The sequence below is a fragment of the Roseateles sp. GW835-FHT13E02 genome (assembly GCF_058794035.1).
Window position 1 is genome coordinate 35,287 of the sequence record NZ_JBXAGJ010000028.1, and the last position, 21,822, is coordinate 57,108.

Here is a 21,822-nt window from a genome sequence, read left to right on the forward strand (position 1 = left end):
ATGCGGGTGTAGCTCAGTTGGTAGAGCGCAACCTTGCCAAGGTTGAGGTCACGAGTTCGAGCCTCGTTACCCGCTCCAAATATGCAAAAGGGAAGCCGCTGGCTTCCCTTTTTGCTTTCAGTCTCGCCCTGTGGCGCCATGCTCGGGGCTGTATCGGCTGCGGTAGATAATGCCCAGCCAGGATGATGCCGCCGCCCGGGTGGTGAAATTGGTAGACGCAGCGGACTTAAAATCCGCCGACCTCGCGGTCTTACGGGTTCGAGTCCCGTCCCGGGCACCAGCGCCTTCAAGTGAAGGCTGCCAGCAAGCGCTCCAGCGCCACGGTGAAAGGCGTTTGCATCAAGGGCAGGGTGGCGACCATGCCGATCAGCCCAATGCTCACGGTCAGCGGGAAGCCAACCGAGAACACACCGATCTGCGGCGCCACGCGCGAGATCACACCCAGTACCAGATTCACGAACATCAGCATCGTGATCAAGGGCAGGGCAATCCACAGGCCGATGCGGAAGATCTCGGCGCCCCAGACCTGAGGCTTGGCCACGCGCAAGAAGTGGAAGGGCTCATCACCGACCGGGAAGACCTGAAAGCTCTGGATCAAGGCATTGATCAACAGCAGATGTCCGTTGATGGCGATGAACAGAAAGGCCACCATGCTGCCGAAAAAGCGCGCACTGGCCGTGCCCTGGCTGCCCGTGGCGGGATCGAAGAAGCCCGCATAGTTCAGGCCCATCTGCAGGCCGATCAATTCCCCCGCGAACTCCAGCGAGGCGAACACCAAGCGAACCGCAAACCCCATGGACAGCCCGATCAACATCTGCTGAGCCAGCAGCAGCAGGAGCATGGGCAAGGAATCCAGCGGGGTCAGTGGCATGACCGGCAGCGAGGGCTGGGCCGCCAGCGAGATGAAGAGCGCCAGGCCGACCTTGACCCGCGCCGGCACATTGCGCTGGCTGAACACCGGCATGCCGGCAAACAGCGCCAGGGTGCGGACGAAGGGCCACAGCAGCGGGTTCAACCACGCCAGCAGCTGCGCCTCCGTGACGGAAAACATCAGCTGACCACTTGCGGAATGGTTTTCAGCGTGCGCTGGATGTACTCGACCAGGGTGGTCACCATCCAGGGCCCGGTGATGGACAGCACCAGCACGGCCGCCAGCACCTTGGGCACAAAACTCAAGGTCGATTCATTGATCTGCGTGGCGGCCTGAAACACGCTGACCAGCACGCCGACGGCGAGCACGGTCAGCAGCACCGGCGCCGACACCAGCATCAGGACATAGAGGCCTTGCTGGCCGAAGGTGAAGACTTGTTGTGCGTCCATGCGTTGAGGGCTCCGGGGCTTCAGGTGACGAACGATGCGGCCAGCGAGCCGAGCAAGAGGTTCCAGCCATCGGCCAGAACGAAGAGCATGAGCTTGAAGGGAAGGGCCACCAGCACCGGCGACAGCATCATCATGCCCAGGCTCATCAGCACGCTGCTGACGATCATGTCGATCACCAGGAAGGGGATGAAGATTAGGAAGGCGATCTGGAAGGCGCTCTTCAGCTCGCTGGTCACAAAGGCCGGCACCAGGACCTTGAAGGGCACATCCTCGGCCTTGACGCTGTCATCGAGCTTGGCCAGGCGGGCAAACAGCGAGACATCGGCCTGGCGGGTCTGTTTGAGCATGAAGCTGCGCATCGGCGGCTCGGCCCGCTTGATGGCTTCCTCGAAGGGCAGGGCGCCGGTGCTGTACGGCTGCCAGGCTTCGGCGTAGACCTTGTCCAAGGTCGGGCTCATGACGAAGAAGGTCAGGAACAGCGACAGGCCGACGATCACCTGATTCGGCGGCGCGGCCTGGGTGCCCAGGGCCTGACGCATCAGCGAAAGCACGATGACGATGCGGGTGAAGCCCGTCATCATCAAGAGCACCGCGGGCAGAAAGCCCAGCGCCGTGAAGAACAGCAGGGTCTGGATGGGCACCGAGAAGCTGCCGCCATTGGCGCCCTGGCCCAGCAGCAAAGGGATTGTGGCCGGCGGGGTGCTGCTCTGGGCCCAGGCGCCGGCAGACAGCAGCAGACCGGTGCTCAGCAAGGCAGCTCGGCCCAGCCAGGCTTCAGCTCGCATCGCGGCCTCCGGCAGATTTGTCCTCGACATGGGCTGGCGTCTGGCCGCGCAGGCGCGCGCCCAGCTGCTGCGCGAAGCTGCCGTTAGCAAAGGGCGCCAGGCCCGCGCCACTCGGGGCTTCGGCCTGCGGCGGCATCACATGCAAGGTGTTGATCTGTTGGCCCGTCACCCCCAGCACCAGCCAGCGGCGGTCGTCGCCTTGGCCGACTTCCACCGTCAGCAGGCGTTGATTGGGCGCGATGGGCAGTTGCGCGACCAGGCGCATGGCGCCGTGAGTCTGGCTGCCCGCGCCGCCCAGAGGCGTGCGCTTGAGCAGCCACAGGGCCAGGGGAATCAGGCACAGAATGGCCAGAAACCAGAGCAGGGGCAGCAGGGGTGAGGAGTTCATGTGCCCGATTGTGGGCCAAGCCAGGGCGGCGATGCGCCCTGAAGTGCCGGGTCTTGCCCCGGGAACTCAGGCTTTTGCGTGTGGGTACGCTCGGGCCTTGTGAATGGACCTGGAGAAAGGACCTCGCGGTCAGGCCTTGGATAGACGGCGCATGCGCTCCGAGGGTGTGACGATGTCGGTCAGGCGAATACCAAACTTGTCGTTCACGACCACCACCTCACCCTGTGCGATCAGGTAACCGTTCACCAGCACGTCCATCGGCTCACCCGCCAGGGCGTCCAATTCCACCACCGAGCCCTGCGCCAGCTGCAGGATGTTCTTGATCGGAATGCGGGTGCGGCCCAGTTCCACGGTCAGCTGGACGGGGATGTCCAGGATCATGTTGATGTCGCCGCTGGGCAGATTGTTGGGCGAGGGCGAGAAATTGGCGAAGCTGGCCGGCGCGACCTGCTCGCTGGGCTGGGACACTTCTTCGGCGACTTCGGCCGGTTTGGATTCCGCCAGGGCCGCCGCCCATTCGGCGGCCATGGCGTCTTGTTCTTCGGCGGAAGGGGTATCAGGTGACATTGCGTGCTCCCAGCCAACCCTGGTCAGGGCTGGTCAGCATTTGTTCCACTTTGATCGCGTACTTGCCATTCGAGGTGCCGTAGTGGCAGTCGTAAATCGGCACGCCGTCGATCTTGGCCTTGATCATGGTTTCCAGGTCCAGCTCGATGAAGTCACCCGGCTTGAAGGCCAGCAGTTGCTCCACCGTGGCCGGCGCCGTGCCCAGCTCGGCCACCAGTTCGACCTGCGCGGCCTGGATCTGGTGCTTGAGCAGATTGACCCAGCGGCGGTCGGGCTCGGTCGAGTCGCCCACTGTGGTCGAGTACAGCACGTCACGGATCGGCTCCAGCGTCGCGTAGGGGATGCAGAAGTAGACCGTGCCGCTGGTCTCGCCGATCTCCAGCGTGAACGAGGTCGACACCACGATCTCGCTGGGGGTGGCGATGTTGGCGAACTGGGGCTGCATTTCCGAGCGCTGGTATTCCAGCTCCAGCGGATAGATGCCTTTCCAGGCCTTGTGGTATTCGGCCGTGATGACCTCGACCAGGCGCAGGATCACGCGTTGCTCGGTGGCCGAGAAATCGCGGCCTTCGATGCGGGCGTGGAACTTGCCGATGCCACCGAACAGCGAGTCGATGACGGCGAATACCAAGGTCGGGTCGCAGACGATCAGACCCGAGCCGCGCAGCGGCTTGACCGAGACGATGTTGAAGTTGGTCGGCACCACGATCTCGCGCAGGAAGGCGCTGTACTTCTGCACCTTGATGCCCCCGATGGCCACTTCCGGGCTCTTGCGGATGAAGTTGAACAGGCCGACGCGGATGTTGCGCGCGAAACGTTCGTTGATGATTTCCATCGTGGGCATGCGCCCACGGACGATCCGTTCCTGGCTGGCCAGGTTGTAGTCGCGGATGCCACCAACCTGCTCCTCCTCGGCGTCGAGCTTCTGGCTCTCGCCGGTGATGCCCTGCAGTAGCGCATCAACTTCGTCTTGGGAGAGGATTTGCTGATTCATGGCGAATCACCGATCTGCTTCAACAGCGGGCTCACTGGACGATGAAGGTGGAGAACAAAACCTGGGTGACCGGGCTGACCACGGCTGGCTTTTTCTTCTTCTTTTTCTTTTTCGGCGCGGCCTCTTCCTCGTGCTCGTCTTCGTCCTCGAGCTCGATGCCCATGGGGCGCACCGATTCACGCAAAACCTCGCGGGCCAGCTTTTCCTTGCCCTCGCGGCTCAGCAACTCGGCCGATGTTTTGTGTGACAGCACCATCAGCACATTGCTGCGGATGGCGGGCAGGTAGGCCTTGATCTGATCGGCGGTCTTGGCGTCGATCACCTCCAGCGTGATGCCGACCTGGGCAAAGCGGTCCACATCCTTGTCGGACAGATTGACGGTGAAGGGGTCCAGGGGCACGAACACCGGCGGTGTGCCTGGCTTGGGCGCAGCGTGGGCCGGGGCTTCCTGATGGGCGGCGGCTTCACCACCTTCCTCATCGTCCGCGGGCGGCTTCTTTTTCATCAGGAGCAAGGCGGCACCGCCGCCACCCAGGACCAGCACGAGCACGGCCGCGATGATGATGATCAGTTTTTTGTTGCCTCCGCCTTTGGGGGCATCGGCAGGCGCTGCGGCCGGTGTAGACATGAGGACTCCTGTGTACTTTCTTGCTCAAACAGCCGGCCACCACCGTGGCGCAGTCGCGCCCGGGCGCAGGGGCCAGGGTTCGGGTTGAAGCTGATTATTGATGCTGCTGTCCTGTCTCAAGGGGAGAAAAGGCCGACCGGCGTTCGTCATTTCAGGGCTGCCGAATGGGCTTGCATCTAGGCGTACAGATCGACCACGCCTTGGCTGCGTCGCGTGCCGCCGGCCGGGCCAGAGAGGCTGGCTTCGCTGCTGCTCACGCCCATCTCGAGTCGGTTGCCGCGGCCCTTGTGGCCGCGTCCGCTGTCGTCTCGTGCTTCGGTCTGGGCCGAAGGGTCCCGGGCTTGCTGGAACACGCCGCCGCCGCTCAGCGTCAGGCCGCTGTCGCGCAGGGCGGCTGCCAAGTCGGGCAGGCTTTGCTCCAGAATCTGGCGCGTCTCGGCATGCTCGGCGTGGAAGGAAATCTGTGCCTGCTGGCCTTCCAGCACGATTTGCACCTGCACCGGGCCCATCTCGGCCGGATTCAGGTGGAGCTGGGCTTCTTGCACGCCATTGGCGGCCAGCACACTGAGTCTCGCGCCCAGCTCGGGAGCGAAGGCCGGGGCATGCAGAGGCGACTGCAGATGCAATTGGGCGCTCTCGGCGCTGCCGCTGTTGGCCGGTGTTTGGGCGGTGGCGTCGGCGGCCTGGCCGCGGCTCAGGGCATCCAGGCCTGTGGCAGCCTGGGCTGCGGTCAAGGCGGCGGGGGTGGGGCTGTTTGCATCCGGATAGCCGCTGGCGCCTTGAAGCATGCGGGCGAAGCTGCTGCCTTCGCTGCCGGCCAAGGGCAGCGTGCCGGCCGCGCCTGTGGCGGCTGGGCTGGCGCCCGTGGCATTCAGGTCCTTGCCGAACACCTGAGCCTGGGCGCGGTCCACGGTGCTGGCGCGCCGGCTGCCGAGATCGCTGGCACCGGGGATGCTGTCGCGCCGCAGGCTGCGGCTGCCGTCCGGGCGGGCCGTTGTGGGGGTCGTGGTGGCGTCGAGTTCACCCATCTCGCCGGGCCGGCCGCCGCGAGCGGCCTCGATGGCGAGTGCGTCGGAATCGCTGTCTTCTGCTTCGTCCTCAGGCTGTGCCTGCTCGCGGCTTTGGCCGTTCCAGGCCTGCGTGTCGCTGCGCGGTGTGCTGGGCTCGGCCGTGGCTGGGGCTTTGGGGGCGGCAGCGGTGTCGCCGCTGCGTTCATCGGCTGTGGGCTTGCGGGTGCTGGCGCTGCTGCGATCGAGATCGGCACCGCTGTCGGTGCCGCCCGCTTTGCTGGGCGGCTGTGCGTTCAAAGCCTGGCGCTCGGCCGCGCCCGCGGCTTTGGCGCCGGACTGATTCTGGGCGCGGCGTGCGGCCAGCTTCTGTTCCTGGCTTTGGGTTTCGCTGCGGCGTTCGGCCAGGCGTTCGGCGCTGCGCTCGGGCGTGGCCGGGCGCAGATTGGCCGGGGCCGGGCTTGAGGGTGTGGGCGTTGCTGCAGCCGCGACCGTGGGCTTGGGCGCTGCGGCGGCCACATCCAGCTTGTTCAACATCTGCTTGAACTGCAGAGCGGTTTCTTCGCTGCTGGCGCTGGGCGTGAAACGTAGAGCCGAGGCGCCAGACTGGCGCATCGCGGCCGCGCGGGCGCTGTCCTGGGCGGCCAGCAGCTGGGCATTCAAAGGGCTGGACATGGGGGCACTCCTGGCTTGCGCAGCTGGCTCAGGCGCTCAGGCGCACAAAGGGATTGGCGCTGGCGTAGGCGGCGCGCGAGGCCTGCTCGTCGGTGGCCTTTTGTTCCTGGCGTTGCGCGCTGCGGCTGATTTCCAGACGGCGGCGCTCCAGCAGCTTGCGCACCGAGGCCACGCGCATTTCCAGCGCTTGCAGCTGTTCGCGTGCGTTTTGCACGCGCTGGTCAGCGAACTCGGCAATGTGGCTCTGGCTGGTGATGGCGTCGTTCAGGCGCATGCCGAAGTTCTGGTAGCAGCCGACGATGTCCATCGTGCCCTGTCGTGCGAACTGCTGGCTCCAGCGCAGCTGGTAGTCGTTGCGGTACTGGGCCAGATCGCCGTGCTGGGCGCGCGCGCGCTGAGCGCGGGCCTGGGCGTCTTGCAGCTGGCGCAGGCCCTCGTCACGTTCGGCCTCGGCCCGTTCGAGCAGGATGCTCAGGACCTGGAGATTGCTGGAACTGCTGCTCATGTAGCGATCCTCGGTAAAGCGACGAGGTCCGATGCGGACCCCTGGTGTATCGGCAGAATTCAGGCGTCCTTGATGACGGCCGACAGCTGGCGAACGCTGTCGGCCAGCAAGGCCGGGCTGTGCATGTCCTGCTGCAGCAGGCGGCTGATGTCGGGGTGCAGGCGCACGGCCAGGTCCAGTTCGTGGTCATGCCCGGGCGCGTAGGCACCCAGCTGGATCAGGTCGCGGGCCTTGTTGTATTTGGCGAGCAGCTGGCGGCAGCGGCGGGCGGCGTCGATATGGCTTTGCGGCGCCACATTGGTCATCACCCGCGAGATCGAGCGCTCGATGTCGATGGCCGGGTAATGGCCGGCCTCGGCCAGCTCGCGGCTCAGCACTATGTGGCCGTCCAGAATCCCGCGCGCCGCGTCGGCGATCGGGTCTTGCTGGTCGTCGCCTTCGCTGAGCACGGTGTAGAAGGCGGTGATCGAGCCTTCGCCCGGCAGGCCGTTGCCGCTGCGTTCCACCAGCTGGGGCAGCTTGGCGAAGCAGCTCGGCGGATAGCCCTTGGTGGCCGGCGGCTCGCCAATGGCCAGGGCGATCTCGCGTTGGGCCATGGCATAGCGGGTCAGCGAGTCCATCAGCAGCAGCACGTGCAGGCCTTGGTCGCGGAAGTTTTCGGCGATCGCCGTGGCGTAATGCGCACCTTGCATGCGCACCAGAGGCGGGGCATCGGCCGGCGCGGCCACCACGACCGAGCGCTGCAGGCCTTCCTCGCCGAGGATGTCCTCGATGAATTCCTTCACTTCCCGGCCGCGTTCGCCGATCAGGCCGACGACGATGACATCGGCCTGCGTGTAGCGGGCCATCATGCCCAGCAGCACCGATTTGCCGACGCCGGTGCCGGCGAACAGGCCCAGGCGCTGGCCTCGGCCGACGGTCAGCATGGTGTTGATGGCGCGCACGCCGGTGTCCAGGGCGCTGCGCACCGGGTCGCGATCCATGGCATTGATGGGGCGGCGCACCATGGGTTCGGCATGGGTCATCTGCAGGGGGCCGCGGCGGTCCAGCGGATGGCCGTGCGAATCGACCACGCGGCCCAGCAGGCCCTGACCCATGGGCAGGTGCAGGCCACGGTCTTCGTTGCGGCGCCAGGGATGCAGGGGTTTGCCCAGCTGCGGGCCCATCAGGGGCAGGGCGCGCGGCACGACCATGGCGCCGCTGGACAACCCCTGGATTTCATCGGTGGGCATCAGGTAGGCGCGGTCGCCCGAGAAGCCCACCACCTCAGCCTTGACCGGTCGCTGGCCGCGTTGCGGGTTGGCGCTGGAGCTGGGCATGTGGATCTCGCAGACCGAACCCACCGGCACCTTGACCCCCGTGGCTTCCAGCACCAGGCCGGCCACACGCACCAGCTTGCCTTGCGATTCCAGTGGCGTGCTGTTGCTGGCGAACTCCTGCAGATTGCTCAGGTACTGCAGCCAGCGGCCTTGGCGGCCAGCGGCTGGGCTGTCGTCCTGGGCTTCGTCGTCGGTGCGCTCGGCCTCGATCTCATCAGCCAGCGTTCCGTAGTACTGCTCCATCACAGGTCCTCCTGCGTGGGCTGGGTGGGCTCGGCATCGTTGCGGCCGCTGCGGCGGTCTTCCCACAGCGAGGCCTGGCCCATGGCCGCGGCGGCCTGCTGCCAGCGGGCGGCCAGACTGGCGTCGACGCTGCTGATGTCGGAATCGACCCGGCAGCCGCCGCGCGGTACTTCGGGGTCGGGCAGCAGCTGGGCATCGCGGGCGCGCAGCTCCTCGCCGGCGCCTTCCTGCACCAGCGGGTAGTCGCTGGGATTGACGCGCACGCGCACATGGCGGGCCGAGAGCTGCAGCGCTTCCACGGCATCGTGGGCCACCTTGGCGATGTGCTCCGGGCGCTGCGTGATCTCGCTGCGCACCACCTGGCGGGCCAGCTCCACGGCGCAGCGCGCCAGGCTGCGGGCCATCTCATCTTCCAGGGCGCGGAAATCGGCGTCGAAGCTGCTCACCAGCTGGCCGATCTGGGCGCTCATCTGCTGGGCAAAACTTTTCTTGAAGGCATCGAGCGCGGCCATGCCGTCGCGGTAGCCGTCCTGGTAGCCGGTTTGACGGGCGGCGTGCAGCAGCTCCTGCAGATCGGGTTCCGGTGGCGGTGCGGGCTCGGCCACCTCGGGCTGGGCGTTGGCCGGGGCCGGTGCGCTGATCGGTGCGCGCTGGGTGTTCACGGCGCCGTGGAAGGCATCCGGGTTCCAGGCGGCAAAGCTCTGCACTTCCTCGCGTGGAATGAAGCGGCTGTAGCTGCTGGTGCGCGGCGGCGCTGACGGGTCACGCGGCGGCGGCGGCACTTGGCGGGGCGGGCGAGGGGTCATGACTCAATCGCCTCAAACGAATTGGTCGTCGCCGCCGCCAGCCAGCACGATGGTGCCTTCGTCCACCAGACGGCGCACGATCTTGAGCATTTCCTTCTGCTCGGCTTCCACCTCGGACAGGCGCACCGGGCCGCGCGATTCCAGGTCTTCGCGCAGGGTTTCGGCCGCGCGGCTCGACATATTGCGCAGGATCTTCTCGCGCAGCTCGGCGCTCGCGCCCTTGAGGGCCACCACCAGGGATTCGCTCTGCACTTCCTTGAGCACGGCCTGGATGCCTTTGTCGTCGATCTTGTCCAGATCGTCGAAGGTGAACATGTTGTCCATGATCTTCTGGGCCAGGTCGGCATCGGCTTCGCGGATGTAATCCAGCACCGAAGCCTCCACGCTGGAGCCCAGCATGTTGATGATCTCGGCCGCGGTCTTGACGCCGCCGAGGTTGGATTTCTTCATGCGCTCGCCGCCGGCCAGCACCTGGCTCATGACCTCGTTCAGGTCCTTCAGCGCCATGGGCTGGATGCCGTCCAAGGTGGCGATGCGTACCAGCACCTCGTTGCGCTGACGCTCGGTGAAGACCTTGAGCACCGAGCTGGTCTGGTCAAAGTCCAGATGGGCCAGGATGGCGGCAATGATCTGCGGGTGTTCGTTGCGCAGCAGCTCGGCCACCGAGGCCGCGTCCATCCACTTCAGGCTTTCGATCGAGGACACATCGCTGCCTTGCAGGATGCGATCGAGCAGCAGATTGGCCTTGTCTTCGCCCAGGGCCTTGCGCAGCACCTGACGCACGTATTCATCGGTGTCGGAGACCAGGGTGCTCTGGGTTTCGGCCACGGCGTCGAAGCGGGTCAGCACCTGCTCGACCTTGTCGCGGCCCACGACTTTCAGCTTGGCAATGGTCTCGCCCAGCTTCTGCACCTCTTTCGGGGCCAGATGCTTGAAGACTTCCGACGCTTCCTCCTCGCCGAGAGACATCAGCAAGATGGCAGCGTCTTCGATTCCTTTGTCATCCATGGTCGGGCTCGTTGGTCAATATGGCGGGGGAGACGTGCGGCCGGTCCGGCTCACTCGACTTCACCGTTGATCCAGTTGCGCATGATGTTGGCCACGGCAATCGGGTTCTCGCGGGCCAGTGCACGGGCACGCTCAAGTTTTTCGTTAGCAACCGGGCCGCTCAGGGCGGGCAGGCCGCCGTCGGCGCCCAGGGCGGGCAGTTCGTTCTCGTCGTCGACCACGGCGTTGAGCTGCGAGGCGGTGTCGCTGGCTTCCGGCGGTGGCGGGTTGGCGGCCTTGATGGCCGGGCGCACCATGCCGAACACGGCAATCAGGGCCACCAGCACCAGGGCCAGTGGCACGGCAGCGCTGCGCAGCAGGTCCAGCACAAAGGGCTGCTTCCACAGCGGCAGTTCCACCTCTTCTTGCTTGTCTTGCAGGAAGGGCGCGCTGATGATCTTGAGCGAGTCACCACGCTCCTGGTTGAAGCCCATGGTCTCCTTGACCAGAGCGGTCAGCTTGTCCAGCTCTTCCTGCGGCACCGGGATGTTGGAAACCTTGGACTTGGGGTCGGTGTTGGGGCGGTGGTTGATGACCACGGCCGCATTCAGGCGGCGCACATTGCCGGTGGCGTTGCGCACCACGCGCACGGTCTTGTCGAGCTCGTAGTTGGTGATGGAGTCGCGCTTGGTGCTGTTGCTGGGCGAACCGCCGGCGGCCTGCAGTGGCGCAGCTTCGCCTTCGATGGGTGCGGTGGCCGGGGCTTGCGGCTGGTTGGCGGCGGCACCGGGCACGCCGGTCGGTGGCGCGGGCGTGCCGTTGATGGACTCGTTGGTCTGGGCGCTGCGCACCGCGGCGGTGGCGCCTTGGCCGCGGTTGGGCTTGTACTCTTCGGCCGTGCTCTCGATCTGCGAGAAGTCGACATCGGCCGTCACCGTGGCGCGCAGATTGCCGCGGCCCACCACTGGCTCCAGCAGCTCATAAATGCGCTTGTTGAAGTTCGATTCGATTTGCTGCTTGTATTGCAGCTGTTGGCTGTCCAGGCCATTGCTGGCTTCCGGGCTGTTGGACAACAGGGCTCCGGTCTGATCCAGCACGCTGACGGCCTTGGCCGACAGACCCGGCACGCTGGCCGAAACCAGGTGGACGATGCCGGCGATCTGGGCGCGATCCAGCGAGCGGCCGCCGCGCAGGGTCAGCATGACCGAGGCGCTGGGCTTTTGCTGCTCGCGGAAGAAGCCGTTCTGCTCCGGCATGGCCAGGTGCACGCGCGCATCGGCCACATCGGCCAGGGCGGTGATGGTGCGGGTCAGTTCGCCTTCCAGGCCGCGCTGGAAGTTCAGCCGTTCGTTGAATTGGGTCTGGCCGATGGAGCTCTTGTCCATCAGCTCGAAGCCCACGCTGCTGCCCTTGGGCAGGCCGGCCGAGGCCAGCTTCATGCGCACGTCGTAGACCTGGGCCGCCGGCACAAGGATGGTGCCGCCGGGTTCGTGGCGGTAGGGCACGTTCAGCTGGGCCAGCTGGGCGATGACGGCGCCGCCGTCCTTGTCGGACAAGCCGGTGAACACCGGCCGGTAGTCGCCCTGGTTGGACCACAGGGTGATGGCCAGCACGGCGGCGGCCAGCATGGCCAGGCCGCCGCCCATCATCAGCTTGTTGCGCACCGGCAAGGCTGCCAGGCGGGCACCGAAGCTGGCAGGCTCGGGTGTCACCAGGGGCAGGGTGTTGGCGGCGGGGCTGAGGGCGTTGTCCATGAGTCGGGCCGGGCTGGAGGGCGGGTCTGTCGGTCTGAAAGTGAAGAGGCGGGTGCCAATCCGTGATGGTTTTCACGGCGGACGACAGGCATTGCCGATGCATTGAATTATTCGGATTTGCCCCCTCAAGAAAGCCTGGAACAGGCCGAAGAACCGAGCGCAGTTCCCTCCTTCAGACGGCGCGTCCGGGCCTACAGTTCCCTCCATCGCTCCGGCTCTGGCTTCGCCTTGGCCACGGGGCGTGGATGGAGTCCCTTGTCATGGAACTGAAGCTCAGACCTTTTGATTTCGCCCAGGCCACCGCGCGCGCTGGCCTGAACATCAATGGCGAGCCGCTGTCCAAGGCCAAGGCCATGGGCGGCGCCAGTTTTGGCGACGCCATGGCTCAGGCCATGCAAGGCGTGAGCCGCTCGCAGAACGAGGCCTCACGCTTGCAGCGCGAGGTGCAGCTGGACAACCCGACCGTCAGCCTGGAAGAGACCATGGTGGCCATGCAGAAGGCCCAGATCGGTTTCCAAGCCACCTTGCAGGTCCGCAACCGCCTGGTGTCCGCCTATTCGGAAATCATGAACATGCAGGTCTGACGGGGTAGGGGGGGGCTGAGGCTCCGCCCGTCCCGCGGCACTCGATGCTGTTTCTTGCGCAAGGCTTCCCGCGTTGCGCTCCAAGCCCAAGGCCTTCAGCAGGGCGAGGCCGTCTGGGCTGCCGGCCCGCACACCTGCACCCGCCCCATGCTGTTGAGTTCTACGCGCAGGGCTTGGCCCTTGCCGGTGCTGAAGGCCGTGGCGCCATGTCGCGGCGCCTGGCCCAGGGCTGGCTCAAACTCGGCATCGACGGCTGAATCCATTCGCACATCGGGGTAGTCACGCCCCTTGCTACGGGTCAGTGTGCAGGCGGTGGCTCGCCCAGTGGCTGGATCGAAGGACTTGCTGCTGCCGGCCACCGTGGGGCCGCAGTCGCAGGGGTGGTCGCGGCTGATGCCCCAGCACCACTCTGGCCCGGCCTGAAAGCTCACGAACACCGGGCTGCGCTGGGACACGCTCATTTCGCGCGCGTTGCGCAGGTCCATCAGCAGGCTGTTGGCCGCGTCGCGCAGCTGCTGGCGCTGGATGAAGCTGCGGTAATTGGGCACGGCAACGGCCATCACCACAGCCAGCACGGCCATGACCACGGCCGCTTCGAGCAGGGTGAAGCCGCGGTGCAGGTTCGGGCGGCTGTTGTGATTCATGGTGTGCCCTGGGCCTTGCGCAGCAGGCGTGCCATCTTCTGCGCCTGTTCCACATAGTGTTGCAGATCACGCTCGGCGAGTGGGTCGAGGTTCTCGAAGGTCAAGCCCAGCTGGCGGCTGCCGTCGGCTTGCGGGCGCACATGCTGCAGGCGCAGATCCACCATCAGGCGGGTGTGCCGGTCCAGTTCCACCCGCACGGCCTGCAGCAGCTGGCCGGTGGCCGGCGCAGCCGGCCCGGGCGGCAGCAGCAGGGCCAGGCCACCGAGGCTCAGGTCCAGCACGCGCAGGCTGAGGGTGATGGGGCTGGCCTCGTCGGCGCCGGGCACGCAGACATGGGCTTGCGGCGTGCGGCTGGTCGGGCGCACGCGAAAGGCCTGGCGGCGCTGGAAGCGGTAGAGCTGCTGAGGCAGATTGGCGCGCAGCAGATCATCCTGGCTGGCTTGCGGGCCGGCTTGCAAAAGCATCAGCCCCTCCAGATCGAACTGCAGGCGGATCTGGTCCAGATAGGCCACGGCTGTCAGCTCCTGGGCGCCTAGCAGGTTCGGCAGCGGGCTGGCGGCTGCGGGCCGGTCCAGCAGCAATCGGCCCTTGTCGGCATCGAGTTCGCAGACTCGGGTGGAGAGGCTGAGGCCCTCCGGTGTGCTGAGGATCAGCGGGGTCTGCTCCTGCTGCAGGCGCTGCAGCAGACCGAGAATCTCGACCGGGGACTGGATACGAAAATCGCCCGAGTCGGCAGAGGCAGCCGAGTCGGGCGAGGTGGAGGGGGGCGGAGTGGAGCTCATGCGGGAGGGGCGGTTTCGCCCGGGGGGTCTGGCAGGCTCCCGGGCGGCGCGTTGAAAGACCGTGGGCCGGTGTTCAGTGCAAGGTCTTGCTCTTGCCGGACAGCACCTGGTCCAGATCATCCAGCCAGGGTTCGGCCAGATGGCGGATCTCGGCGTCGTTGAGCAGGATGCGCTGCATGATGCGTGTCTTCAGCTTGTTCTCTTCGGGGGCCAGTTTTTCACCGGCAGCGGCATGCTTGAGCTGGGAGATCAGCAGCACGCAAGCGCCCTCGAGCTTGACGACTTCGTCCCAGTTGCCGGTGCGTGCGGCGGACAGCATGTCGGCGCTGGCTTGCTCAATGGCTTCGTAGTAGCTCAGAAGTTGGGTGTTCATCACAATTTCCGCAAGAAACAAGTGTTAGGTGGATCAGGCCGCGCGCTGCACTTCCGGCGACTGGCCGATGGCGGTCCAGGCGTCTCGCACCGGGGTGAGCAGGCGTTGGCATTCTTCGATCAGGGTTGCATCGCTGCGCAGATTGGCCTGGGTCAGGCGCATGCACAGGTAGGCGTAGAGGTCACCCAGGTCCTGGGCCAGCGGGCCGGCTTCCAGATTCAGCGTGGCTTTGAGGCCCTCGTCCAGAATCCGAACCGCGCGGCACAGCGAGTTGTTCTTCAGCTCGGTGTTGTTGGTCTCGATGGCGACCAGGGCTTGATTCATGGCGGCAAAGATGCCGTCGAACAGCATGGCGACCAGACGGTGCGGGCTGGCGCTTTGAACATCGGTCTCCAGTCCGACCTTGCGGTACATCGAGGCGCGCTGTGTCCTGGATGCGAACGGAGAGGCTGCGTTGCCGTACATGGTGGGATTCTTTCCGGGGAAGCTCGTGTTGAATTGTTTTCGACCCCGGGGCGCTGAACTTGAGTGCTGGAAGACACCGCATCTGCCTGCAAACGCGGGCTTGAAGAAAGTGCGAATTTGTGCCGGCTGGACGGCGGTCGGCGCCGTGCTTTTGCATGCTTCACAAAGCAAGCAAGCGGTGGCTTCTTGCGAAACCACCGCTTGCTCGGAGGGGATCAGACGCTGCAGCGCGCGTGCAGGGTCGAAGGGCCGCGGCCCTTACTTGTTCAGCAAAGCCATTTGCTGGCTGACATAGCTGGACAGGTTGTTGAGCTTGCCCATCTGCACATCGAGTGCGGTGTAGCGCGCGCGCAGCCGGGTCTCGGCCAGTGTGGCCTTTTCTTCCAGTTTGGTGCTTTGCAGAGCGTTGCCGTTGATGCGGTCCTGCAGGCCTTTTTGTCGCGTGCTCAGGCTGCCGTCAATGCCCAGGGCCTGGTCGGCGAACTTGCGCATGCGCTGCGCAATGCCGCTGTTCTCGGCGTTGCCGTTGTCCACGGCCATGAAGAGCTGCTTGAGGCTGTCCAGATCGGCCATGGATTTGTCCAGCTTGGTCGTGGTGACCTTGAGGCTGCCGTCGGCCACGGGGTCCAGGCCGATGTCGGCCAGGCGGCTGAACTTGCCACCCAGGGTGGTGGTGCCGCCGCTGACGCCACGCATGGCCGATTGCACACTCAGCACCGAGCCTTCGCCTTGCAGGGTGCCGGCGGTCTTGTTGGCTTGGTCGTACTTGGTCTGGTCCTTCACCAGGGCCGCCAGGCTGCTGTAGGCGGTGGCGAAATCCGTGACGGCTTTCTTGATGGCCTCTTTGTCCGCCGAGATGGTTAGGTTGACATCGGCGGTGGTGGGCTTGAGCAAGTTGATGGTCAGGCCGTCGATGGAGTCCTTGAGTGTGTTGGTTTCCGATTCAATGTCCAGCCCGTTGAGCTTGGCCAGGGCATTGCCGGCGGCCTGGTTCTGGACTGCCTTGGAGGCGTCGGGCGTGCGCGGGTCGAACGACAGCGCGTCCAGGCCTTGGCCGTCCAGCAGACCATCGCCATCGATCACACCGATGCGAAAGCCATTGCTGGCGCCGGTTTCGGTGGATCGCATGACCAGACGGGAACCGCCCTGATCGGTGACGATGGAGGCTGTGACGCCGGCCTTTGCGGCGTTGATCTTGTCGCGGATCTGGGCCAGGGTGTTGCCACCCTCGCTGATGTCGATGGTCACCGCGCTGCTGCCGGCCTTGGGGTCAAAGCTGGTCTGGTCGGCATTCCATTTGCCGAGCTCGATGGTGATGCTGCCTTGGCCGACCGGGCCGGTGGCGGGCTGGTAGCTGGTGGACACCGATTGTGCGGTCGCCAAGCGGCTGACCGACACGGCCACGGTACCGGCCGCGGCACCCGGCCCGGGTGTCACGCTGACGCTGCTCGCGTCACTGGAACTGCCCAGGCCCGAGCCCCAGAGATCGGGGTTGGTCAGCTTGGCTGCGGCGTCACGCAGGGCGGAAAGGCCGCTTTGCACCTTGCCGTAGGCGGACAGCTGCGTCTTCAATCCATCGGTGGCGGTCTTCAAGGCGCTGATGGGCTTGCGCTCAACGGCAACCAGCTGCTGGATCAAGGTCTCCATATCGCGCCCGGTGCCGATGCCTGCGGAGGTGATGGCGGCCATGGTGGTTCTCCCTGTGACTGGGTTGGGATCCGCGTCCGAGTCTTGTGGTCCAAACGGCGCCGAATCGCGGGGTCGAGACAAAAAAGGCCGATACGCAAAGGCGGTATCGGCCGAAGGTGCTCAAAACTTGAGAGGAACCGTGCGCGCGCTCGTCGGCACCAGGCCGGCGAGGCGGGTTCGATCAACCCTTCAGCAGACTCAGCACCTGCTGTGGCAGCTGGTTGGCCTGGGCCACCATGGCATTGCCAGCCTGTTGCAGGATCTGGGTGCGGCTGAGGTTGGAGGTTTCTGCCGCGTAGTCGGCATCCATGATGCGGCTGCGTGCGGCGCTTTGGTTTTCCACCGAAACCTGCAGGTTCGAGATCACGGCCTCGAAACGGTTCTGCGAGGCGCCCAGCGTGGCGCGCTGGCTGCTGACCGTGTTCAGGGCGATGTCGATGTTGTCGATGATGACCTTGATATCGGCTGTGGTCGAGGCATTGCCGATGGTGGCACCGGTGACTGCGGTGATGGTGGGGTCCACCGTCATGTCCGAGGTGGTCACCGTGATGGTGTCTTCCGCGCCGGTGTTGGGGCCGACCTGGAACTCCTGCGGGATCACCGCATCGGCGCCCAGGATCTTCTTGCCGTTGAAGGTGGTGCCCGCCAGCACGCGGCCGATTTCCAGAGCCAGCTCGCCGAATTCCTTGCCGATGGAATCCAGGTCGGTGGTGGTGTTGGTGGCGTTGCGGGACTGCACCGACAGCTCACGCATGCGTTGCAGCGTGTCGCCGACCTTGGACAGCGCGCCTTCAGCGGTCTGCGCCAGCGAGATGCCGTCGTTGGCATTGCGGATGGCGACGTTCATGCCTCGGACCTGGGCATGCATGCGCTCGGCAATCGCCAGGCCTGCCGCATCGTCCTTGGCGGAATTGACTCGCATACCCGAGGACAGGCGCTGCATGGACACCCCGAGGGAGCCCTGCGACATGTTCAGATTGCGCTGCGCGTTCAGCGAGGCAATATTGGTGTTGATGGTTTGCGGCATTTGAGCACTCCTACAGAATCCGGTAACTCCCGGCCAGGCCGGCGCGTCAATCCAAGTGTGGGGAGCCGGCCGAGCCGGCGCCTTCGCTTGTCAACTCGCCCGGTCTGTTCAAGCTTGGGCCTGGTGGGGCCGGGGGCTTGGGTCCGGACGTCGGGTGATGCTTTCCATGTTTCAACCCGATGGCCAAATTCTTGAGCAGTCTGTCGTGCCTCGAAAGCAGGAAAAGGCCGTGAAACCACGGCCATAAAAAAGCTCCGCGCCCTGGAGCAAGCCAGGGTGGCGGAGCGAGCGGAGAGTCTGTTGTCGAGGCCGGCGATCCAGCCTTCGGTGGCGCTTCAGCCGAGCGGTGGCTCAGCCGCCACGCAGCAGCGACAGCACTTGCTGCGGCATCTGGTTGGCCTGCGAGACCATCGCCGTGCCGGCCTGCTGCAGGATCTGCGCGCGGCTGAGATTGGCGGTTTCCGAGGCGTAGTCGGCATCCATGATGCGGCTGCGCGAAGCGCTCTGGTTTTCCACCGACACCATCAGGTTGGAGATCACCGCTTCGAATCGGTTCTGCGCCGCACCCAAGGTGGCTCGCGTCGAGCTGACCGTGTTGATGGCCGTGTCGATGTTGTCGATGGTCGTCTTCAGATCGGCCACGGTCTTGGTGTTGTCGATCGCGTCACCGGTGACTGCCGTGATGTCGGTATCGGTGGTCAGATTGGTGGTGGTCACCGTCACCATATCGTTCACCGTGGTGTTGGCGCCGATCTGGAAGTCATTGGCCTTCGCACCTGCGCCGAGGATGGCGGTGCCGTTGAAGGTGGTGCCGGCCAGCACGCGCTGGATTTCCGAGCCCAGCTCGGCGAACTCCTTGCCGATGGAATCCAGGTCCGTGGTGGTGTTGGTGGCATTGCGGGCCTGCACCGCCAGCTCACGCATGCGCTGCAGGGAGTCACCCACTTTGGACAGGGCCCCTTCAGCGGTCTGCGCCAGCGAGATGCCATCGTTGGCATTGCGCACGGCGACGTTCATGCCGCGCACCTGGGCTTGCATGCGCTCGGCGATCGCCAGGCCAGCGGCGTCATCCTTGGAGGAATTGACGCGCATGCCCGAAGACAGTCGCTGCATGGAGGTGGCCAGAGAGAGCTGTGTGGTTGACGCGTTACGTTGTGCGTTCAACGAGCCAATATTGGTGTTGATGATGGAGGGCATTTTCAATCCTTTCGGTGTTCAAGACATCCCGGAAACCCGGTCTATACGGTCGATAACTTGGCCGCTTGCAAAGCGGCTTTGCCAGCATCCAGGCAGCCGGGGCCGCCTGTTCTGCACCGTCCGCGTCCTGCCTGGTGCGGCGCCTCGCATGAGGCGTCTGCACAGGGCCGGCTGACCGGACCACGGTGTCCCTTGTTTCCTCGGGCCCGTTGGGAAAGTTATCGAGCAATGTCTTGAATCCCTTGAAGATTTTTTCTTGCCTTTTTTTGAAAAACAGCCCTTAAAAAAGACGCTGCCCCGCCGAGAGGGCAGCGTCAAGGGGCTTGTGCTGGAGGGGTGAGGGTCGCCGTTTCTGTGACGACGGGCGTACTCAGGGCCAGCGAGGCTGGCCCGGGGTCATCGAAGAAGCGACAGGACTTGCTGCGGCATCTGATTGGCTTGCGCGATCATGGCCGTGCCCGCCTGCTGCAGGATCTGCGAGCGGCTCAGATTGGCGGTTTCCGTCGCGTAGTCGGCGTCCAGAATGCGGCTTCGCGAAGCGCTCTGGTTTTCCACCGAGACCATCAGATTGGAGATCACGGCGTCGAAGCGGTTCTGGGCCGCACCCAAGGTGGCGCGCTCGGAGCTGACCGTGTTGATGGCCGTGTCGATGTTGTCGATCGTGGTCTTCAGGTCGCCGGCGGTCTTGGTGTTGTCGATCACATCGCCTGTGACGGCTGTGATGTCGGCGTTGCCGCCCATATTGGTGGTGGTCACGGTGACGACGTCATTGGCCGTGGTGTTGGCGCCGACCTGGAACACCTTGGCGCCCGCGCCGGCGCCCAAAATGGCGGTGCCATTGAAGGTGGTGCCACCCAGCACCCGCTGGATTTCGGCGCCCAGTTCGGCGAACTCCTTGCCGATCGAGTCCAGGTCGGTGGTGGTGTTGGTGGCGTTGCGGGCCTGCACGCCCAACTCACGCATACGCTGCAGCGAATCGGCCACCTTGCCCAGTGCGCCTTCAGCGGTCTGCGCCAGCGAGATACCGTCATTGGCATTGCGCACTGCGACGTTCATGCCGCGCACCTGGGCGCTCATGCGTTCCGCGATGGCCAGGCCTGCGGCGTCGTCCTTGGCGGAGTTGACGCGCATGCCAGACGACAAGCGCTGCATGGAGACAGAGAGAGAAGACTGTGACGTGGCAACGTTGCGTTGCGCGTTCAGAGAAGCAATATTGCTATTGATGATTGCGGGCATGATGCGCTCCTGTTTCAGCTACGAAGATTCCCGGCTCAGCGCCGACGTGTTGGCAAATGCCTTGCGGCATTTGTGACGTGGACGAAAGCCTTGTGACTCTTCCATCCACCCCGCCCGGCGCCAGTCAGCCTGTGAAGCCCTGCATTCCCTTGCGAGAGTGCTCAACCAGCGGCCTTGTTACCGGACCACGCGCCTGTTTCCAGACCCGTTGGAAGTGGTATCGGACAGCACCCGTCGGAACTTAAGTGCTGTTTGTCAAGAGGCTGGATCGCTCGATAAGCGGCTGGGTCCTGGCCTTGTTCTTCGGATCGCCTGGCGCCCGGAGCCTGCGGGCCCCGAGGGCCGGATGCAGCAAGGGCTGAGAAAGCAGAGACAGGCGTAAACAACAAGTGAGGAGGGCCAGCGGCATGCGAGGGTGTCGTGCAGCTGTCGTGAGGCGCGTGTGCGAGCTGTGGCTGGGAAAGTCCTTTTCTTCGTGGATGTGCTGAACTGGAGGCATGCATGGCCCCGGGGCCGCGTGGGCAGCGGCTGGATGGTCCATCAACCCGCCAGATACCCGGGTTGTTGCATGAACTTCAGGTCTCGGTCTTCGATCACTTCATGCCATCACTTCACAAGGTCAGCGGAAACAGGAGCAGAGCGGGATGGCATCGCGGCCGGTCGAGAGGAGCAATCTCGAATTCGGCCTCGCTCTGACTTGTTTTCGGCGGCGCCGGCTGCGCACAGGCTTGGAGTAAGGGCGCCAAGCCCGTGCTTTTCTCGCGAATCACGCGTGCACGCCAACCTAAAGTCCACTCCATTGCGGTCGAAATGCGCGCCCCGCGCGTGCGCTTCCAAAGCCAGTACCAGCTCAAGGCCGCAGCACGCACAGCCCGACTGACCACGGAATGACGTGGCCCGGGTCGGGTGGCTGGTCCGTAGTTTTTTGGATCGATCGGGAACGATGGTGCGCTGGACTCAGGCGCTGGCTGTGAATGGCATCAACACCTTTGGAGATTGAAATGCACACAACGACGCAAGCAAGCAAGAAGGCCGGCAAGCAAGGCCAGATCGAGTCGCAAGCCGCGGCCGCTGCGGCCCCGCAGGCGCAGGCGCAGCCGACCGAAATGGGCACCGAGGCCGCACTGCTGCTGGCCCAGGCTCGCAATGCCGCCTTTGTCGAGGCCGCGCACGGCCGCTTGGGCCTGGGCATGTCCATGCTCAAGCAGGCGCTGGAGCAGACGCCGATGTCGCACGATCTGATGAGCGATCTGGCCGCCTTGCTGCTGAGCGCTGGCGAGCTGGCCCAGGCCGCGACCTACGCCAAGCGTGCGCTGGAATTGCACCCGCACCATGGCCCCAGCCTCTACACCTTGGGCTTCGCCTGCTCGGGCCTGGGCAAGACCCTGCAGGCCCAGAAGACCCTGCGCCATCTGCTGCGCCTGGAGCCCCTGGCCATGGACAGCCTGCTGGACGAAGCCCCGGATCTGCTGCCGGTGGCCGAGGCCGAGCTGGCGCGTTTGAATTCCCTGCTCGGTCTGGGCGACTGAGCGTTGAGGATGACAGGGCGCGCGGCGTGACGCAGTTCACGCCCGCCCTGCGGGCCGGCCCTGGGACAGGGCAGCGCCCCGAAGCGCCGCCCTCGCGCTGGACGCGCATGTAGGAAGTTGCCTGACAAGGTTCTGGGAAGAACCGGGACTCAAGAGCTGGATTTGGGCTGATGTTGCGGGGCTGATCGGGTCTTCACAATTCGTTTCACGTTGAGACGAATCGCAAACAGACCGGAGTCAAACCATGAACGCAGACCAAATCCTCGCCGAGATCCGTGAAGCCAATCTGAACTACCTGATGCTGGCGCAGAACCTGAT

The 21,822-nt window shown here is 65.0% G+C and carries 24 protein-coding genes and 2 tRNA genes; 5 read left to right on the forward strand and 21 right to left on the reverse strand.

Annotated elements, in window-relative coordinates; translation table 11 throughout:
* The first annotated feature begins 2 nt into the window (after positions 1-2).
* Positions 3-78 (forward strand) — tRNA-Gly (locus AC1Q6P_RS21685).
* A gap of 115 nt (positions 79-193) precedes the next feature.
* Positions 194-280 (forward strand) — tRNA-Leu (locus AC1Q6P_RS21690).
* A gap of 6 nt (positions 281-286) precedes the next feature.
* On the opposite strand, the gene fliR is transcribed toward AC1Q6P_RS21690, so the two are convergent.
* The 13 genes from fliR to fliF form a co-directional block, all read right to left on the reverse strand.
* Positions 287-1,051 (reverse strand): flagellar biosynthetic protein FliR, encoded by a 765-nt coding sequence (gene fliR / locus AC1Q6P_RS21695; protein WP_171827918.1) that lies wholly within the window; start codon positions 1,049-1,051, stop codon positions 287-289.
* Positions 1,051-1,320 (reverse strand): flagellar biosynthesis protein FliQ, encoded by a 270-nt coding sequence (fliQ, locus tag AC1Q6P_RS21700; RefSeq protein WP_102769774.1) that lies wholly within the window; start codon positions 1,318-1,320, stop codon positions 1,051-1,053. The genes fliR and fliQ overlap by 1 nt, the downstream gene beginning before the upstream one ends.
* Before the next feature lie 20 nt (positions 1,321-1,340).
* A complete protein-coding gene (gene fliP / locus AC1Q6P_RS21705) occupies positions 1,341-2,105 on the reverse strand; it encodes a flagellar type III secretion system pore protein FliP (protein ID WP_492665946.1) in 765 nt (254 codons plus the stop codon).
* Positions 2,095-2,493 carry a FliO/MopB family protein gene (locus AC1Q6P_RS21710; RefSeq protein ID WP_492665947.1) on the reverse strand — a complete coding sequence of 133 codons (399 nt, stop codon included), beginning with the start codon at positions 2,491-2,493 and terminating at the stop codon, positions 2,095-2,097. The genes fliP and AC1Q6P_RS21710 overlap by 11 nt, the downstream gene beginning before the upstream one ends.
* Before the next feature lie 129 nt (positions 2,494-2,622).
* Positions 2,623-3,060 carry a flagellar motor switch protein FliN gene (fliN, locus tag AC1Q6P_RS21715; protein ID WP_102769777.1) on the reverse strand — a complete coding sequence of 146 codons (438 nt, stop codon included), beginning with the start codon at positions 3,058-3,060 and terminating at the stop codon, positions 2,623-2,625.
* Positions 3,050-4,054, reverse strand: coding sequence for a flagellar motor switch protein FliM (gene fliM, locus AC1Q6P_RS21720; RefSeq protein ID WP_102769778.1), 1,005 nt, complete (start codon positions 4,052-4,054; stop codon positions 3,050-3,052). Before fliM ends, fliN begins: the two co-directional genes overlap by 11 nt.
* A gap of 31 nt (positions 4,055-4,085) precedes the next feature.
* Complete coding sequence (locus tag AC1Q6P_RS21725; RefSeq protein WP_102769779.1) at positions 4,086-4,682, reverse strand: flagellar basal body-associated FliL family protein; 597 nt, start codon at positions 4,680-4,682, stop codon at positions 4,086-4,088.
* A 176-nt stretch (positions 4,683-4,858) separates the two neighbouring features.
* The gene (locus tag AC1Q6P_RS21730) at positions 4,859-6,364 is read right to left on the reverse strand and encodes a flagellar hook-length control protein FliK (RefSeq protein ID WP_492665948.1); all 1,506 of its coding nucleotides are present in this window, start codon (positions 6,362-6,364) and stop codon (positions 4,859-4,861) included.
* Between the two features lie 28 nt (positions 6,365-6,392).
* Positions 6,393-6,869 carry a flagellar export protein FliJ gene (gene fliJ, locus AC1Q6P_RS21735; protein ID WP_171827915.1) on the reverse strand — a complete coding sequence of 159 codons (477 nt, stop codon included), beginning with the start codon at positions 6,867-6,869 and terminating at the stop codon, positions 6,393-6,395.
* A 59-nt stretch (positions 6,870-6,928) separates the two neighbouring features.
* Positions 6,929-8,431, reverse strand: a complete 1,503-nt coding sequence (fliI, locus tag AC1Q6P_RS21740; protein WP_102769782.1) for a flagellar protein export ATPase FliI — start codon at positions 8,429-8,431, stop codon at positions 6,929-6,931.
* On the reverse strand, positions 8,431-9,237 hold the full coding sequence (locus AC1Q6P_RS21745; protein WP_102769783.1) for a FliH/SctL family protein: 807 nt from the start codon (positions 9,235-9,237) through the stop codon (positions 8,431-8,433). Before AC1Q6P_RS21745 ends, fliI begins: the two co-directional genes overlap by 1 nt.
* 12 nt (positions 9,238-9,249) lie before the next feature.
* Entirely contained in the window at positions 9,250-10,245 is a 996-nt protein-coding gene (gene fliG, locus AC1Q6P_RS21750; RefSeq protein ID WP_102769784.1) for a flagellar motor switch protein FliG, read from the reverse strand.
* A 50-nt stretch (positions 10,246-10,295) separates the two neighbouring features.
* Positions 10,296-11,978: a flagellar basal-body MS-ring/collar protein FliF gene (gene fliF, locus AC1Q6P_RS21755; protein WP_492665949.1), complete on the reverse strand. Its 1,683-nt coding sequence runs from the start codon at positions 11,976-11,978 to the stop codon at positions 10,296-10,298.
* 260 nt (positions 11,979-12,238) lie between these two features.
* On the opposite strand from fliF, the gene fliE reads away from it, so the two are divergent.
* Complete coding sequence (gene fliE, locus AC1Q6P_RS21760) at positions 12,239-12,562, forward strand: flagellar hook-basal body complex protein FliE (protein WP_492665950.1); 324 nt, start codon at positions 12,239-12,241, stop codon at positions 12,560-12,562.
* A 95-nt stretch (positions 12,563-12,657) separates the two neighbouring features.
* Here the strand turns inward: fliE and AC1Q6P_RS21765 are convergent, their stop codons facing one another.
* The 8 genes from AC1Q6P_RS21765 to AC1Q6P_RS21800 all read right to left on the reverse strand — a co-directional run bounded on the left by AC1Q6P_RS21765 (position 12,658) and on the right by AC1Q6P_RS21800 (position 19,975).
* Positions 12,658-13,206, reverse strand: coding sequence for a pilus assembly FimT family protein (locus tag AC1Q6P_RS21765; protein WP_171827912.1), 549 nt, complete (start codon positions 13,204-13,206; stop codon positions 12,658-12,660).
* On the reverse strand, positions 13,203-13,988 hold the full coding sequence (locus AC1Q6P_RS21770; RefSeq protein WP_171827911.1) for a flagellar brake protein: 786 nt from the start codon (positions 13,986-13,988) through the stop codon (positions 13,203-13,205). Before AC1Q6P_RS21770 ends, AC1Q6P_RS21765 begins: the two co-directional genes overlap by 4 nt.
* A 73-nt stretch (positions 13,989-14,061) precedes the next feature.
* Positions 14,062-14,361 carry a flagellar protein FliT gene (locus tag AC1Q6P_RS21775; protein ID WP_102769789.1) on the reverse strand — a complete coding sequence of 100 codons (300 nt, stop codon included), beginning with the start codon at positions 14,359-14,361 and terminating at the stop codon, positions 14,062-14,064.
* Between the two features lie 33 nt (positions 14,362-14,394).
* Complete coding sequence (gene fliS, locus AC1Q6P_RS21780; RefSeq protein ID WP_102769790.1) at positions 14,395-14,826, reverse strand: flagellar export chaperone FliS; 432 nt, start codon at positions 14,824-14,826, stop codon at positions 14,395-14,397.
* Positions 14,827-15,084: 258 nt separating this feature from the next.
* Positions 15,085-16,515 carry a flagellar filament capping protein FliD gene (gene fliD / locus AC1Q6P_RS21785; protein WP_492665951.1) on the reverse strand — a complete coding sequence of 477 codons (1,431 nt, stop codon included), beginning with the start codon at positions 16,513-16,515 and terminating at the stop codon, positions 15,085-15,087.
* A 181-nt stretch (positions 16,516-16,696) separates the two neighbouring features.
* On the reverse strand, positions 16,697-17,542 hold the full coding sequence (locus AC1Q6P_RS21790; RefSeq protein WP_102769792.1) for a flagellin N-terminal helical domain-containing protein: 846 nt from the start codon (positions 17,540-17,542) through the stop codon (positions 16,697-16,699).
* A gap of 351 nt (positions 17,543-17,893) precedes the next feature.
* Positions 17,894-18,739 (reverse strand): flagellin N-terminal helical domain-containing protein, encoded by an 846-nt coding sequence (locus AC1Q6P_RS21795; protein ID WP_102769793.1) that lies wholly within the window; start codon positions 18,737-18,739, stop codon positions 17,894-17,896.
* A gap of 396 nt (positions 18,740-19,135) precedes the next feature.
* The gene (locus tag AC1Q6P_RS21800; protein ID WP_492703328.1) at positions 19,136-19,975 is read right to left on the reverse strand and encodes a flagellin N-terminal helical domain-containing protein; all 840 of its coding nucleotides are present in this window, start codon (positions 19,973-19,975) and stop codon (positions 19,136-19,138) included.
* 1,001 nt (positions 19,976-20,976) lie between these two features.
* Here AC1Q6P_RS21800 and AC1Q6P_RS21805 point away from each other — a divergent pair.
* Both AC1Q6P_RS21805 and AC1Q6P_RS21810 read left to right on the forward strand, forming a co-directional pair.
* Positions 20,977-21,504: a tetratricopeptide repeat protein gene (locus tag AC1Q6P_RS21805; RefSeq protein WP_492665952.1), complete on the forward strand. Its 528-nt coding sequence runs from the start codon at positions 20,977-20,979 to the stop codon at positions 21,502-21,504.
* 244 nt (positions 21,505-21,748) lie between these two features.
* A partial coding sequence (locus AC1Q6P_RS21810) for a flagellar transcriptional regulator FlhD (protein WP_492665955.1) occupies positions 21,749-21,822 on the forward strand: 74 nt, incomplete at its 3' end.

What these genes read in the sequence shown, in the direction of transcription:
- fliR (WP_171827918.1), bottom strand. Translation starts at nt 1,051, where the DNA reads ATGTTTTCCGTCACGGAGGCGCAGCTGCTGGCGTGGTTGAACCCGCTG.
- fliJ (WP_171827915.1), bottom strand. Translation starts at nt 6,869, where the DNA reads ATGAGCAGCAGTTCCAGCAATCTCCAGGTCCTGAGCATCCTGCTCGAA.
- fliI (WP_102769782.1), bottom strand. Translation starts at nt 8,431, where the DNA reads ATGGAGCAGTACTACGGAACGCTGGCTGATGAGATCGAGGCCGAGCGC.
- AC1Q6P_RS21745 (WP_102769783.1), bottom strand. Translation starts at nt 9,237, where the DNA reads ATGACCCCTCGCCCGCCCCGCCAAGTGCCGCCGCCGCCGCGTGACCCG.
- fliM (WP_102769778.1), bottom strand. Translation starts at nt 4,054, where the DNA reads ATGAATCAGCAAATCCTCTCCCAAGACGAAGTTGATGCGCTACTGCAG.
- AC1Q6P_RS21730 (WP_492665948.1), bottom strand. Translation starts at nt 6,364, where the DNA reads ATGTCCAGCCCTTTGAATGCCCAGCTGCTGGCCGCCCAGGACAGCGCC.
- fliP (WP_492665946.1), bottom strand. Translation starts at nt 2,105, where the DNA reads ATGCGAGCTGAAGCCTGGCTGGGCCGAGCTGCCTTGCTGAGCACCGGT.
- AC1Q6P_RS21765 (WP_171827912.1), bottom strand. Translation starts at nt 13,206, where the DNA reads ATGAATCACAACAGCCGCCCGAACCTGCACCGCGGCTTCACCCTGCTC.
- AC1Q6P_RS21775 (WP_102769789.1), bottom strand. Translation starts at nt 14,361, where the DNA reads ATGAACACCCAACTTCTGAGCTACTACGAAGCCATTGAGCAAGCCAGC.
- AC1Q6P_RS21805 (WP_492665952.1), top strand. Translation starts at nt 20,977, where the DNA reads ATGCACACAACGACGCAAGCAAGCAAGAAGGCCGGCAAGCAAGGCCAG.
- fliD (WP_492665951.1), bottom strand. Translation starts at nt 16,515, where the DNA reads ATGGCCGCCATCACCTCCGCAGGCATCGGCACCGGGCGCGATATGGAG.
- AC1Q6P_RS21790 (WP_102769792.1), bottom strand. Translation starts at nt 17,542, where the DNA reads ATGCCGCAAACCATCAACACCAATATTGCCTCGCTGAACGCGCAGCGC.
- AC1Q6P_RS21710 (WP_492665947.1), bottom strand. Translation starts at nt 2,493, where the DNA reads ATGAACTCCTCACCCCTGCTGCCCCTGCTCTGGTTTCTGGCCATTCTG.
- AC1Q6P_RS21770 (WP_171827911.1), bottom strand. Translation starts at nt 13,988, where the DNA reads ATGAGCTCCACTCCGCCCCCCTCCACCTCGCCCGACTCGGCTGCCTCT.
- fliQ (WP_102769774.1), bottom strand. Translation starts at nt 1,320, where the DNA reads ATGGACGCACAACAAGTCTTCACCTTCGGCCAGCAAGGCCTCTATGTC.
- fliG (WP_102769784.1), bottom strand. Translation starts at nt 10,245, where the DNA reads ATGGATGACAAAGGAATCGAAGACGCTGCCATCTTGCTGATGTCTCTC.
- fliE (WP_492665950.1), top strand. Translation starts at nt 12,239, where the DNA reads ATGGAACTGAAGCTCAGACCTTTTGATTTCGCCCAGGCCACCGCGCGC.
- fliN (WP_102769777.1), bottom strand. Translation starts at nt 3,060, where the DNA reads ATGTCACCTGATACCCCTTCCGCCGAAGAACAAGACGCCATGGCCGCC.
- AC1Q6P_RS21795 (WP_102769793.1), bottom strand. Translation starts at nt 18,739, where the DNA reads ATGCCCTCCATCATCAACACCAATATTGGCTCGTTGAACGCACAACGT.
- fliS (WP_102769790.1), bottom strand. Translation starts at nt 14,826, where the DNA reads ATGTACGGCAACGCAGCCTCTCCGTTCGCATCCAGGACACAGCGCGCC.
- AC1Q6P_RS21725 (WP_102769779.1), bottom strand. Translation starts at nt 4,682, where the DNA reads ATGTCTACACCGGCCGCAGCGCCTGCCGATGCCCCCAAAGGCGGAGGC.
- AC1Q6P_RS21800 (WP_492703328.1), bottom strand. Translation starts at nt 19,975, where the DNA reads ATGCCCGCAATCATCAATAGCAATATTGCTTCTCTGAACGCGCAACGC.
- fliF (WP_492665949.1), bottom strand. Translation starts at nt 11,978, where the DNA reads ATGGACAACGCCCTCAGCCCCGCCGCCAACACCCTGCCCCTGGTGACA.